This window comes from Polaromonas sp. P1_G2 (assembly GCF_056405515.1).
Map to the genome: position 1 here is coordinate 1 of NZ_JBFUBY010000003.1, position 13,695 is coordinate 13,695.

Annotated in this window: 11 protein-coding genes; 8 read left to right on the forward strand and 3 right to left on the reverse strand. The window is 65.2% G+C overall.

What is annotated here, in order from left to right; genetic code table 11:
- Positions 1-245 precede the first annotated feature (245 nt).
- Positions 246-1,847, forward strand: coding sequence for an OpgD/OpgG family glucan biosynthesis protein (locus tag AC1D0P_RS00655; RefSeq protein ID WP_477674903.1), 1,602 nt, complete (start codon positions 246-248; stop codon positions 1,845-1,847).
- Here AC1D0P_RS00655 and AC1D0P_RS00660 read toward each other — a convergent pair.
- Positions 1,841-2,365, reverse strand: coding sequence for an NUDIX hydrolase (locus AC1D0P_RS00660; RefSeq protein WP_477674904.1), 525 nt, complete (start codon positions 2,363-2,365; stop codon positions 1,841-1,843). The genes AC1D0P_RS00655 and AC1D0P_RS00660 overlap by 7 nt on opposite strands.
- A 70-nt stretch (positions 2,366-2,435) precedes the next feature.
- Positions 2,436-3,398: a LysR family transcriptional regulator gene (locus AC1D0P_RS00665; protein ID WP_477674905.1), complete on the reverse strand. Its 963-nt coding sequence runs from the start codon at positions 3,396-3,398 to the stop codon at positions 2,436-2,438.
- Positions 3,399-3,554: 156 nt separating this feature from the next.
- Between AC1D0P_RS00665 and AC1D0P_RS00670 the strand changes: the two genes are divergently transcribed.
- The 6 genes from AC1D0P_RS00670 to AC1D0P_RS00695 all read left to right on the forward strand — a co-directional run bounded on the left by AC1D0P_RS00670 (position 3,555) and on the right by AC1D0P_RS00695 (position 11,009).
- A complete protein-coding gene (locus tag AC1D0P_RS00670) occupies positions 3,555-5,090 on the forward strand; it encodes a CoA-acylating methylmalonate-semialdehyde dehydrogenase (RefSeq protein ID WP_477674906.1) in 1,536 nt (511 codons plus the stop codon).
- A gap of 235 nt (positions 5,091-5,325) precedes the next feature.
- Positions 5,326-6,441 carry a Re/Si-specific NAD(P)(+) transhydrogenase subunit alpha gene (locus tag AC1D0P_RS00675; protein WP_477674907.1) on the forward strand — a complete coding sequence of 372 codons (1,116 nt, stop codon included), beginning with the start codon at positions 5,326-5,328 and terminating at the stop codon, positions 6,439-6,441.
- Between the two features lie 79 nt (positions 6,442-6,520).
- Complete coding sequence (locus tag AC1D0P_RS00680; protein WP_477674908.1) at positions 6,521-6,847, forward strand: NAD(P) transhydrogenase subunit alpha part 2; 327 nt, start codon at positions 6,521-6,523, stop codon at positions 6,845-6,847.
- Positions 6,844-8,268, forward strand: coding sequence for an NAD(P)(+) transhydrogenase (Re/Si-specific) subunit beta (locus tag AC1D0P_RS00685; protein WP_477674909.1), 1,425 nt, complete (start codon positions 6,844-6,846; stop codon positions 8,266-8,268). The genes AC1D0P_RS00680 and AC1D0P_RS00685 overlap by 4 nt, the downstream gene beginning before the upstream one ends.
- A 169-nt stretch (positions 8,269-8,437) precedes the next feature.
- The gene (locus tag AC1D0P_RS00690) at positions 8,438-10,126 is read left to right on the forward strand and encodes a long-chain-fatty-acid--CoA ligase (RefSeq protein ID WP_477674910.1); all 1,689 of its coding nucleotides are present in this window, start codon (positions 8,438-8,440) and stop codon (positions 10,124-10,126) included.
- A gap of 97 nt (positions 10,127-10,223) precedes the next feature.
- Positions 10,224-11,009, forward strand: a complete 786-nt coding sequence (locus AC1D0P_RS00695) for a 5'-methylthioadenosine/adenosylhomocysteine nucleosidase (protein WP_477674911.1) — start codon at positions 10,224-10,226, stop codon at positions 11,007-11,009.
- Between the two features lie 11 nt (positions 11,010-11,020).
- Here AC1D0P_RS00695 and AC1D0P_RS00700 read toward each other — a convergent pair whose 3' ends face one another.
- Entirely contained in the window at positions 11,021-11,851 is an 831-nt protein-coding gene (locus AC1D0P_RS00700) for a YecA/YgfB family protein (protein WP_477674912.1), read from the reverse strand.
- Between the two features lie 96 nt (positions 11,852-11,947).
- Here AC1D0P_RS00700 and AC1D0P_RS00705 point away from each other — a divergent pair, with 96 nt between their 5' ends.
- The gene (locus tag AC1D0P_RS00705) at positions 11,948-13,675 is read left to right on the forward strand and encodes an FMN-binding glutamate synthase family protein (protein ID WP_477674913.1); all 1,728 of its coding nucleotides are present in this window, start codon (positions 11,948-11,950) and stop codon (positions 13,673-13,675) included.
- The last annotated feature ends 20 nt before the right edge of the window (positions 13,676-13,695 follow it).

Consider the following 13,695-nt stretch of genomic DNA (forward strand, 5'->3'; position numbering starts at 1 on the left):
GTCCACGCCTCCGCTCAAACCCACGACGATCCGCTGCGCGGACTTGCCTTTTTGACCCATGGGGCAATTATCCCCGCAGCCCCAAACACCGGGGGTTTGCGGGGATGATGGCGCGCCCGGGCGCGGCTCGCCGGAGCAAACCGCCGGGTTTGCTAAGCCGTTCGGACTATTGTCGATGGCTGCACCGCATCTTTGCAGGTGTTTCCAGCACAATGGAATGCCCCCTTCTTGCAGGAGCTGCCACATTGCAACGACGTCAATTTCTTTCCCGCACCGGGCAGGCCGTCACGGCTGCCGGCATGGCCACCGGGCTGCCATGGCTTTCGTCACTGGCCCAGGCTGCGGGCCTCAAGCCCGTGGGCAAAGCCCAGGCCTTCGACTACGCGGTGCTCAAGGGCCAGGCGCGCGACTTGTCGGCCAAACCCTTCCAGCCCCGGTCGACAACCTTGCCGGCCGGTATTTCGGACTTGAACTGGGACCAGCACCAGGCCATCCGCTTTCGTGACGACCATGCCTTGTGGGGCGATGACAAGCTGCGCTTCGTGGCCAAGTTTTTCCACCTCGGCCTGTTCTTCAAGGCACCGGTGCGCATGCATGAAGTGAGCAACGGCCAGGCGCAGGAGCTGGCCTATGACCCGGCCATGTTTGATTACGGAAAAAGCGGTGTGCGGGGCGACAAGCTGCCCGCCGATCTCGGTTTTGCCGGCTTCCGGCTGAATTTCCACACCGATCCGGTGCGTGACGTGGCGGCCTTCCTCGGTGCAAGCTACTTTCGCGCGGTGGGCGGCGAATGGCAGTATGGCCAGTCGGCACGTGGCCTGGCCATCGACACGGCGCAAACTTTCCCGGAAGAGTTTCCGGATTTCATCGGCTACTGGCTCGAAAAGCCGGACCCGAAATCGGCTTCACTGACCGTCTACGCCCTGCTGGACTCGCCGAGTGTCAGCGGCGCCTACCGTTTTGTAATCACGCCGGGCGACACGCAGGTCATGGACCTGGACGTGGCGCTGTACCCGCGTAAAACCATAGCCCGCCTGGGCATCGCGCCGTGCACCAGCATGTTCCAGACCGGCGAGAACGACAGGCGCATGGGCTGGGACTGGCGCGGCGAAATCCACGACACCGACGGCCTGGCCATGCACAGCGGCACGGGCGAATGGCTGTGGCGCCCATTGACCAACCCGGCGCAACTGCAATTCAACGCCTTCCAGGACGACAACCCGCGCGGTTTTGGCCTGATGCAGCGCGACCGCAACTTCGACCATTACCAGGACGACGGCGTGTTCTATGACAAGCGCCCGAGCCTGTGGGTCGAGCCCAAAACGGGCTGGGGTGCGGGCTCGGTGCAGCTGGTGGAAATCCCGACGGTGGACGAAACCTTTGACAACATCGTGGCCTTCTGGAACCCCAGGGACAAGCCGCAGGCAGGGCAGGAACTGCTGTTTTCCTACCGGTTGCACTGGGGTGGCCAGCCGCCTGCCGCGCAAGGGCCGCTGGCGCGCTGCGTGGCCACGCGCACCGGCCTGGGCGGCGTGGTCGGGCAAAAGCGCACAGCCTATGCATGGCGTTTTGCCGTCGATTTTGCGGGTGGCGACTTTGGATTGCTGAGCGCCAAGGCCCAGGTCAAAGCCGTGATCACCGCCTCGCGCGGCACGATTGAATTGACGTCGGCCCGGCCGCTGGACGCCATCAAGGGCTGGCGCGCCATGTTCGACCTGCGCCCCGATGGCGACAGCACCGCACCCATCAACCTGCGCATGCATTTGCAGGTCGACGGCCAGTCATTGACGGAAACCTGGCTGTACCAATGGACACCGCCGCCTGTGGCGCAGCGGATTCTTTACTGAGGACTGCCCTGGCCCAGCGGAGCATGCACACTGGGATCCGTGGTCACCAGGTTCAGCGGGTAGCGCTTGCCGGCCAGGTAGTCTTCCATGCAGGTCAGCAACAGGGGGCTGCGGTGCATGGGGACGCTGGCCCGGATCTCGTCGGCCGTCAGCCAGACGGTGCGCACAATGCCTTCGTCCAGCGCCTGGCCGGGCACGTGCTCGCCGAGTTCGCCGCAGAAGGCGAAGCGCAAATAGGTGATGTCCAGCGCTTCGTCCTGCCCGGGCACGGCCCGCTCGAAGCGCGAAAGGTAGATGCCGACGATGGCGGTGGGCTTGAAGTGGAAGGCGGTCTCTTCCAGCGTCTCGCGGGCGCAGCCCTGCACCGGGCTTTCGCCCGGGTCCAGATGGCCGGCGGGGTTGTTGAGCTTCAGGCCGTCCCGGGTTTCCTCCTCCACCAGCAGGAACTTGGGGACGCCGTCGATTATTTTTTCTATGACCGCAGCGACCGTGACGCTGGGCTTCCATCGATTGTTCATGGCCGTGATTATCCGTGGCGCGGGTGACAGTTCTTCCGGGTATTTTTCCCCGGGCCCGGTTGAGCAGCTTCTATGACATCGGCGCCGCTTGCACGGCACCGAACCCGCGGGCAAAACTCTCGCGCAGGTGCTCGACAAAATACTGCACCGCCTTGGGCACCTGGGCCGACCAGGGCCGCAGGGCATAGATGCGCTCGCCGAAGAAGCCTTGCACCTGCCAGTCGGGAAGCACATGAACCAGAGATGGGGACTGGCCGCCGCCCGCGGGCACGCTGAAGTCCGGCAGCAGGCCTATGCCCAGGCCGGCCACCAGCGCCTCGCGCAGCACTTCGCTGTTGTTGGCCTTCAGGGTGCCGGTGATGTTGACGCCGACCTGTTCGCGCGACTTGCGCTTTCCGCTGCGCACAAAGGTCCAGCTTGCGGTGTTGTGGCTGCCCAGGTAGAGCAGGCAGTCGTGCGCGGCGAGTTCCGCCGGCTGCGTGGGCACGCCGCGCCGCGCCAGGTAGTCGGGGCTGGCCAGCAGGATGGAGCGTGTCTCGCACAGCACCCAGGCCACATGGGTCTCGGGCGGCGCGTTGGTGTGGCGTATCGCCAGGTCGAAACCCTCGTTGGCCAGGTTCACGAAGCGGTCGGTCAGCTCGAGCTCGATGTGGATCTCGGGAAAGCGCTTGAGGAAGGCCGCCACGCAGGGCGCCAGGTGCTGCCGTCCCAGCGCGACCGGCGCGGTCACGCGGATCAGCCCGCGCGGCGTGCCCACCAGGTCTTTCACGGCCGAATAGCTTTCGCTGATGCGGTTGAAGGCCGGCTGCATGCCGTTGACCAGCTGCTGGCCGGCCTCGGTCAGTCCCACCGAACGCGTGGTGCGCCGCACCAGCGTCACGCCGGCGGCGCGCTCCAGTTCGCTGATGCGCATGCTGGCCGAGGCCTTGGAGACGCCCAGGCGGCGCGCCGTCTCGGTAAAGCTGCGGGTGGCGGCCAGCACGGTCAGCAGGTGCAGGTCGGCCACGAGGGGGGAAAGCTGGTCGGAGGACATCGGTGAAGCGCTCCAGGCGTCTGATTGTTCAAAAATATGAACAATGTAATCACAAATGAGGGAGTTATCAATCCGGCCCTGCGCGCCTAGACTGCCATCAAGCCGACCTTTTCGGCGCTTGCAACCCGCCGCCAGGCCACTTCCACAGGATTCCCCATGTCTTTATCCCCCGCCGCCACCGCTCCCCAGGCCACCATAGGCCATTACCTGCAAGGCCGCGTCGCCGCACCGGCCTCGGGCCGCAGCCAGGAAGTCTTCAACCCCGCGACCGGCGCGGTGTCGGGCCACGTCGCGCTGGCCAGCACGGCCGAGGTCGACGCCGCCGTGGCGTCCGCGCAGGCGGCCTTCCCGGCCTGGGCCGACACGCCGCCGCTGCGCCGCGCGCGCGTGCTGTTCAAGTTCCTGGAGCTGTTGAACCAGAACAAGGACAAGCTGGCCCACATGATCACCGCCGAGCACGGCAAGGTCTTCACCGACGCGCAGGGTGAAGTCTCGCGCGGCATCGACATCGTGGAATTCGCCTGTGGGATCCCGCAACTGCTCAAGGGCGACTTCACCGACCAGGTCAGCACCGGCATCGACAACTGGACGCTGCGCCAGCCCCTCGGTGTGGTGGCCGGCATCACGCCTTTCAATTTCCCGGTGATGGTGCCGATGTGGATGTTCCCGGTGGCGATTGCCGCCGGCAACTGCTTTGTGCTCAAGCCCAGCCCCATAGACCCCAGCCCCAGCCTCTTCATGGCCGACCTGCTCAAGCAAGCCGGCCTGCCCGACGGCGTCTTCAACGTGGTGCAGGGCGACAAGGAGGCGGTCGACGCGCTGCTGGTGCACCCCGACGTGAAAGCCGTGTCCTTTGTCGGCTCCACGCCGATCGCCAACTACATCTATGAGACCGGCGCGCGCCACGGCAAGCGCGTGCAGGCCCTGGGCGGCGCGAAGAACCACATGGTGGTCATGCCCGACGCCGACCTCGAGCAGGCGGTGGACGCGCTGATAGGCGCGGGCTACGGCTCGGCCGGTGAGCGCTGCATGGCGATCTCGGTGGCCGTGCTGGTCGGCAATGTCGCCGACAAGCTGGTGCCCATGCTGGAAGCGCGCGCCAGGACCCTGGTGATCAAGAACGGCGTGGAACTTGACGCCGAGATGGGCCCCATCGTCACCTCGGCTGCGCACCAGCGCATCACGGGCTACATCGACACCGGCGTGAAAGAGGGCGCCAAGCTGCTGGTCGACGGGCGCGGCTTCACGGGCGCCCAGGCCGGCGCCGGCTGCGACAAGGGTTTCTGGATGGGCGGCACGCTGTTCGACCACGTCACGCCCGGGATGCGCATTTACAAGGAAGAAATCTTCGGCCCGGTGCTGGGCTGCGTCCGCGTGAAGGATTTCGCCGAAGCGGTGAACCTCATCAACGCCCATGAGTTCGGCAACGGCGTGAGCTGCTTCACCCGAGACGGCAATGTGGCGCGCGAGTTCAGCCGGCGCATCCAGGTCGGCATGGTCGGCATCAACGTGCCGATTCCGGTGCCCATGGCCTGGCACGGCTTCGGCGGCTGGAAAAAGAGCCTCTTCGGCGATATGCACGCCTATGGCGAAGAGGGCGTGCGCTTCTACACCAAGCAAAAATCCATCATGCAGCGCTGGCCCGAAAGCATCGGCAAGGGCGCCGAGTTCGTGATGCCCACGGCCAAATAACACGGCGCACCGCCGGGCAGGACAGCCCCGTCAGCCGCATGGCGGTTGATGGGGCTTATTTTTGTGGCCAGCATTGGAACAGGCAAAAACTATAGACTGCCCTGACAAAAAATCGCAAAAATCTCATGTAAGCTTCATGACAGGTACAAACACACACGCAGAAGACAGATCGCGCACAAGCCCGCCCGCGGGCTGATGTCCACCAAGCCCATACCAACGTACTGAGGAGAGACCCATGCTGATTGGGGTACCCGCCGAAATCACGGCCGGAGAAACACGCGTCGCCATCACGCCCGAAACGGCCAAAAAGCTCAAGGCCCAGGGGCATACCGTCCGGGTGCAGTCGGGCGCCGGCGTCGCCGCCAGCGTTCCCGACGAAGCCTACACGGCCGTCGGCGCGGAGATCACCGACGCGGCGGGCGCCTACGGCGCCGACATCGTGCTCAAGGTGCGTTGCCCGCTGGACAGCGAAATGGGGCTGGCCAAAGCCGGCGGCGTGCTGGTTGGCATGCTCAATCCTTTTGACGCCGCCGGGCTGCAGCGCCTGGCCGCGGGCAAGCTGACCTCCTTCGCACTCGAAGCCGCGCCGCGCACCAGCCGCGCGCAAAGCATGGATGTGCTGTCTTCCCAGGCCAACATCGCCGGCTACAAGGCCGTGATGATGGCGGCCGACCGCTACCAGCGCTTCTTCCCCATGCTGATGACGGCGGCCGGCACGGTCAAGGCCGCGCGCGTGGTGATCCTGGGTGTCGGCGTCGCCGGCCTGCAGGCCATCGCCACGGCCAAGCGCCTGGGTGCGGTGATTGAAGCCAGCGACGTGCGCCCCAGCGTGAAAGAACAGGTCGAATCGCTGGGCGGCAAGTTCATCGACGTGCCCTATGAAACCGATGAAGAGCGCGAAGCCGCCGTCGGCGTGGGCGGTTATGCCAAACCCATGCCGCCCAGCTGGCTGGAACGGCAAAAGGCCGAAGTCGCCAAGCGCGTCGCGCAAGCCGACGTGGTCATCACCACGGCGCTGATCCCGGGCCGCGCGGCTCCGGTGCTGGTCACCGAGGACATGGTCAAGGCCATGAAACCCGGCAGCGTGATCGTCGACCTGGCCGCGCCCCAGGGCGGCAACTGCCCGCTCACCGAAGCCGGCAAGACCGTGGTCAAGCACGGCGTGACCTTGATCGGTGAAACCAATGTGCCGGCGCTGGTCGCGGCCGATGCCAGTGCGCTTTACGCGCGCAACCTGCTCGACTTCCTCAAGCTCATCATCACCAAAGAGGGTGAATTGAAGATCGACCTTGAAGACGACATTGTTGCAGCCTGCCTGATGACGCAAGGTGGCGAAGTCAAACGCAAATAGCCGCCTCGAACCCACCAGCCCCCGGACCCATCGTAATAAGGCCGGCCCCAAGGCCGGCGCAGCTCTCACGGAGAAGACCATGGATGCAGTGTCACCCACCATCATCAACCTGATTATTTTTGTACTGGCCATCTATGTGGGCTACCACGTGGTGTGGACCGTCACGCCGGCCCTGCACACGCCGCTGATGGCGGTGACCAACGCGATTTCGGCCATCGTGATCGTGGGCGCCATGCTCGCGGCCGCGCTGACCGAAACGCCGCTGGGCAAAACCATGGGCGTGCTGGCCGTGGCGCTGGCGGCCGTCAACATCTTCGGCGGCTTCCTGGTGACGCGCCGGATGCTCGAGATGTTCCGCAAGAAAGAAAAGAAAGCCGCCGCGCCCGCTGAAGGAGCCGCCAAATGAGCATGAACCTCGTCACGCTGCTGTACCTGGTAGCTTCCGTCTGTTTCATTCAGGCGCTCAAGGGCCTGTCACACCCCACCAGCTCGATACGCGGCAACCTGTTCGGCATGGTCGGCATGGCCATTGCCATGCTGACGACGGCCGCGCTGATCGTCGAAATCTCGGGCGGCAAGGCCCTTGGCATGGGCTATGTTCTGTTGGGCCTGGTGGTCGGCGGGGGCTATGGCGCCTGGCGCGCCAAGACGGTCGAAATGACCAAGATGCCCGAGCTGGTGGCTTTCTTCCACAGCATGATCGGTCTGGCCGCGGTCTTTATCGCCGTGGCCGCCGTGGCCGAGCCCTACGCTTTCGGCATCGCGGCCAAAGGCAATCCCATCCCCACCGGCAACCGGCTCGAGTTGTTCCTCGGCGCGGCCATTGGCGCCATCACCTTCAGCGGCTCGGTGATCGCTTTCGGCAAACTGTCGGGCACCTACAAGTTCCGCCTGTTCCAGGGCACGCCGGTGCAGTTCGCCGGCCAGCACAAGCTGAACCTGGTCCTGGGCCTGCTGACCATAGGCCTCGGGCTGGTGTTCATGTTCACCGGCAGCTGGCCAGCCTTTTTCGCGATGCTGGCGCTGAGCTTCGTGATGGGCGTGCTGATCATCATCCCGATCGGCGGCGCCGACATGCCGGTGGTGGTGTCCATGCTCAACWSCTATTCSGGCTGGGCGGCKGCCGGCATCGGTTTTTCGCTCAACAACTCCATGCTGATCATCGCCGGCTCGCTGGTCGGCTCATCGGGCGCCATCCTCTCGTACATCATGTGCAAGGCGATGAACCGCTCCTTCTTCAACGTGATCCTGGGCGGCTTCGGCGGTGAGCCCGGCGCGGCCGCCGCGGGCGCCAAAGAGCAGCGCCCCGTCAAGTCGGGTTCCGCCGATGACGCCGCCTTCATCCTGGGCAATGCCGAAACCGTGATCATCGTGCCCGGCTACGGCCTGGCGGTGGCGCGCGCGCAGCACTCGGTCAAAGAGCTGGCGCAAAAGCTCATCGAAAAGGGCGTCAACGTCAAGTACGCCATCCACCCGGTGGCCGGCCGCATGCCGGGCCACATGAACGTGCTGCTGGCCGAGGCCGAAGTGCCTTACGACCAGGTGTATGAAATGGAAGACATCAACGCCGAGTTCGGCCAGGCCGACGTCGCCATCATCCTGGGCGCCAACGACGTGGTAAATCCCGCCGCGCACGTCAAGGGCAGCGCCATTTACGGCATGCCCATCCTGGAGGCCTACAAGGCCAAGACGGTCATCGTCAACAAGCGCTCCATGGCGGCCGGCTACGCGGGCCTGGACAACGAGCTCTTCTACATGGACAAAACCATGATGGTCTTCGGCGACGCCAAAAAGGTCATTGAAGACATGGGCAAGGCCATCGAGTAAGCAATAAGCGCCGGCCGACGGGTTTTCCCGCGGCCCCGCGCCGCTCCCTCTGGTTTAGAGGAGCTTCCCTTCTGATTTCCCGGGTTTCCTAGGGAAAACGCAATAGCCACGAAGAGGGCGTGCCGTGAGAATCCATGGCTGTAAGCAAAACGTAATGGAGAAGACAAACATGAATGCAGCGACCATTGACCGCCCTTGGCTCAAGGCTTACCCGCCGGGCGTTCCCACCGACATCGACGCGTCGCAATACCCGTCGCTGGTGGCCTTGATGGAGGAAAGCTTCAAGAAGTACGGCAGCCGCGTCGCTTACAGCTTCATGGGCAAGGATGTCACCTTCGCCCAGACCGACAGCCTGTCGCAGGCTTTCGGCGCCTACCTGCAAAGCCTGGGTCTGGCCAAAGGCGACCGCGTCGCCATCATGATGCCCAACGTGCCGCAGTACCCGGTGGCCGTGGCCGCCATCCTGCGCGCCGGCTACGTGGTGGTCAACGTCAACCCGCTATACACGCCGCGCGAGCTCGARCACCARCTCAAGGATTCAGGCTCCAAGGCCATCGTCATCATTGAGAACTTCGCCAACACGCTGGAGCAGTGCATCGCCGCCACGCCGGTCAAGCACGTGGTGCTGTGCGCCATGGGCGACCAGCTCGGCATGCTCAAGGGCGCGCTGGTCAACTACGTGGTGCGCAACGTCAAGAAGATGGTGCCGGCCTTCAACCTGCCCGGCGCCGTGCGTTTCAACGACGCCGTGGCGCAGGGCACGCGCGCGACGCTCAAGCGCCCCGACATCAAGCCCGACGACGTGGCCGTGCTGCAGTACACCGGCGGCACCACCGGCGTGTCCAAGGGCGCGGTGCTGCTGCACCGCAACGTGATTGCCAACGTGCTGCAGTCCGAGGCCTGGAACGGCCCGGCCATGGCCAGCATGCAGGCCGGCCAGCAACCCACTTACGTTTGCGCGCTGCCGCTGTACCACATCTTCGCGTTCACCGTGAACATGATGCTGGGTATGCGCACCGGCGGCAAAAACATCCTGATCCCCAACCCGCGCGACCTGCCCGCCGTGCTCAAGGAGCTCTCCAAGCACAAGGTCAACAGCTTCCCGGCGGTCAACACGCTGTTCAACGGCCTGGCCAACCATCCGGACTTCAACACCGTGGACTGGTCGCACCTGAAGGTGTCGCTGGGCGGCGGCATGGCCGTGCAAAGCGCGGTGGCCAAGCTGTGGCTTGAAAAAACCGGCTGCCCGGTCTGCGAGGGCTATGGCCTGTCCGAGACCTCGCCCTCGGCCAGCTGCAACCCGACCAACAGCAAGGCCTTCACCGGCACCATAGGCGTGCCGATCCCCGGCACTTACTTCAAACTGCTCGACGACGATGGCAACGAAGTGCCGCAAGGTCAGCCCGGCGAGATCGCCATCAAGGGCCCGCAGGTCATGGCCGGCTACTGGCAGCGTCCCGACGAGACCGCCAAGGTCATGACGCCCGACGGCTACTTCAAGTCCGGCGACATCGGCGTGCTCGATGAAAACGGCTTCTTCAGGATCGTCGACCGCAAGAAGGACATGATCCTGGTGAGCGGCTTCAACGTCTACCCGAACGAGATCGAAGACGTGGTCGCCAAGCTTGACGGCGTGATGGAATGCGCCTGCGTGGGCGTGGCCGACGAAAAATCCGGCGAAGCCGTGAAGCTGGTGATTGTGAAGAAGAACCCGGCCCTCACTGAAGCCCAGGTGCGCGAATACTGCAAGGCCAACCTGACCGGCTACAAGCAGCCAAAGGTGGTGGAGTTCCGCACCGACCTGCCCAAGACACCGGTCGGCAAGATTCTGCGTCGTGAGCTGCGGGACAAAAAATAAGCCGCCGGCAAACAAGTTTTTAGAGCCTGCAAAGGTTTTCTAAGGGCGGCGCGAGTCGCCCTTTTTTGCGCCTGTGCTTTGTGGGCACAATCCTGCCATGCCGATTTCCCAGACCGCCTCAAGCTCTCCAGCCCCCATCGCCATCCTCAGTGCCCTGTTGCAGGAGCAGCAAGGCCTCATGGAACTGCTGCACCAGCCGCGCAAGGTGACGCACGCCGGCCGCGATTTCTGGCTCGGCGACTTGCACGGCCGGCCCGTGGTGCTGGCCTTGTCGAGAATCGGCAAGGTGGCGGCCGCCACCACGGCGACCGCGCTGATCGAACGCTTTGGCGTGCGCCGCATGGTGTTCACCGGCGTGGCCGGCGGCCTGGGTGCGGGGGTGAATGTCGGCGATGTCGTGGTGGCCAGCGATTTTGTGCAGCATGACCTCGATGCCTCGCCGCTGTTTCCGCGTTATGAGGTGCCGCTGTATGGCCGCAGCCGCTTCGAGGGCGATGCCGCGCTCACGGCCCTGCTGTTCAGTGCGGCCTCGGCGGCGCTGGGTGGCGGCGGTGATGGCGGCGCGAGCGCGGCCTTTCCGGGCGCGCGCGTGCACCTGGGCTTGATCGCCAGCGGCGACCGGTTTGTGTCAGGCGCCGGCGAGTCGCGCAGCCTGCATGCCGCACTCACGAGCGCGGGCCACGCGGTGCTGGCAGTCGAGATGGAAGGCGCCGCCGTAGCGCAGGTCTGTCTCGATTACGGTGTGCCCTTTGCGGCCGTGCGCACCATCTCGGACCGCGCGGACGACAGCGCCCATGTGGACTTCCCGCGCTTTGTCGAGGAAGTGGCGAGCCGCTATGCGCACGCCATCATGGAGCGGCTGCTGGTGTCGCTGGAGCAGTAAGCGCAACGGGATCAGCCCGCGCCGTGGCACTTCTTGTATTTTTTCCCGCTGCCGCAGTGGCAAAGGTCGTTGCGCCCCGGCGTGGCCTCAACCCGCACCGTCTCCACCTTGGGCCCCAGGGTCTTCCACAACTCGCGCAGGTCGTACACCGCCCAGATGGCTTCGCCGAAGGCATTGAGCCGGGCAATGCTGGTGCTGGGCGCGCCGTCTTCGCTCAGGGGTGAAACCTCGGGCGCGGCCGTGTCGTCCTCGGTCATGGCGACCACGGCCTGCAGCGCGCCGTCCAGCCACTTGGCGGCGTCCTTGTCGCGCGGGGCCATCCATTCGTCGGGCCAGCTCTCGACCGCGAACATAAAGCCAAGCGCCCAGACCTGGGCAAAGGCCGGCAGGTCTTCGCCCTTGAAGGCGGCGCGCTCTTCGGGCGCCATCTCAGCCACGGCGCCGCGTATGTCCATCACCTCGGGGTGGTAGCAGTTGTCGTCTTCCAGCGAATCGACTTCGGCATCGAGCGCCGTTTCGACTTCGTGCCAGCGCCGGTTCCACAGCGTGAGGAAGCGCCCACCTTGTTCGGCGCTCGCGAAGGAGCCGCCTTCCGGGTCCGGCGCCTCGCCTTCGGCGGGCACGGCCAGCAGCACAGGCAGGTATTCGGCGGCGGCGATGGGGCGCCGCGAGCAAACCACGGCGGCCATGAAGCCCTCGCAGAATTCCCACTGCGGCGTCTCGTCGTAGCGGGTGCGCAAGTCGTCGAGGATGGCGTCGAGTTCGTCAAAGTCCTCGGCTTCAAGGAAAGCCGGCTCCGCCGAGGGCACTGGGGAAGAGGTGGTTTTAGGGGTGGGCTTCATGAAAAACAGTCCTGAGCCTCACGCGAGGCTCTTATGATGCAAAGTGTATCTGCCGCATCGCGGTTATTTTGCCCCTCTCCCCACGGAAGCACCACCATGTTCCTCCAGCGTCTGGATGCCCGGTTCCCGGTCCGTTACACCTTTATGGTCCTGTGCGGGCTTGCCGCGCTTCTGGGGCTGCTCGGCCTGATGATTTTTGGCGTGGGGAAGCTGGCCCTGGTATCCCTGGTGGGCGGCACGGTGCTGGTGTGCGTGGGTGTGCGCGACCTGCGGCAGACCCGGCACGCGGTGCTGCGCAACTACCCGGTCATAGGCCACATGCGCTTTCTGTTCGAGTTCATCCGGCCCGAGATGCGCCAGTACTTCATCGAAAGCGACAGCGAGGCCACGCCCTTCTCGCGCGCCCAGCGTTCGCTGGTCTACCAGCGCTCCAAGGGCGAGCCCGACAACCGGCCCTTCGGCACGCAGCTCGATGTGGGCGCGCAAGGCTATGAATGGGTCAACCATTCGATGGCGCCGACCAAGCTGGCCTCGCACGACTTCCGCGTCTGGATAGGCGGCTCGCCCGACCATCCCTCGCCTTCGGTTGAGCCCTGCACCCTGCCCTACCATGCCAGCGTCTTCAACATCTCGGCCCTGAGCTTCGGCTCGCTTTCGGCCAATGCCATCATGGCGCTCAACAAGGGCGCCAAACTCGGCGGCTTTGCGCATGACACGGGCGAGGGATCCATCTCGCGGCACCACCGGCTGCACGGCGGCGACCTGATCTGGGAAATCGGCTCGGGCTATTTCGGCTGCCGCAACGAGGACGGCAGCTTCAGCGAGGAGCGCTTCGCCGCCAATGCGCGCGACCCGCAGGTCAAGCTGATCGAACTCAAGATGAGCCAGGGCGCCAAGCCCGGCCACGGCGGCATCCTGCCCGGCCCCAAAGTCACCGCTGAAATCTCGGCGGCGCGCGGCGTGCCTCAAGGCAAGGACTGCATCTCTCCCTCCAGCCACAGCGCGTTCTCCACGCCCATCGAGATGATGCATTTCATCGCCAGGCTGCGAAAACTCTCAGGCGGCAAGCCCACCGGCTTCAAGTTCTGCATAGGCCACCCCTGGGAATGGTTTGCCATCGTCAAGGCCATGCTGGAGACCGGCATCACGCCCGACTTCATCGTGGTGGACGGCGCCGAGGGCGGCACCGGCGCCGCGCCCGTCGAGTTCACCGACCACGTGGGCGCGCCGCTGCAGGAGGGCCTGCTGCTGGTGCACAACACGCTGATCGGCGTGAACCTGCGCAGCCGCGTCTCCATAGGCGCGGCCGGCAAGGTGGTCAGCGCCTTCGACATGGTGCGGCTCATGGCGCTGGGCGCCGACTGGTGCAACGCCGGGCGCGGCTTCATGATGGCGCTGGGCTGCATCCAGGCGCAAAGCTGCCACACCGGCAAATGCCCGACCGGCGTCACCACACAGGATCCGGTGCGCCAGCAGGCGCTGGTGGTGCCCGACAAGGCCGAGCGCGTGCGCAATTTCCACCGCAGCACCCTGCATGCGCTGCAGGAGCTGGTGCAGGCTGCGGGCCTGTGCCACCCGCGCGAAGTCAATGCCCACCACATCGTGCGGCGCCTGACCGACACCGAGGTGCGGTTGCTCAGCAACCTCATCATGCAGGTGGAGCCGGGCGCGCTGCTGGGCTCGCTGGAAAAACAGAACACGGTCTTCAGCTACTACTGGCCGCTGGCCAGCGCGCACAGTTTTCGCGCCAACGGCGCCGCCATGCAGGCGCCGGCCGGGCCCGATGGCGCCCTGCCGTCAGACGCCGCCGTCGCGGTGGCCTGAATACACCTAGCAGCCTGCCG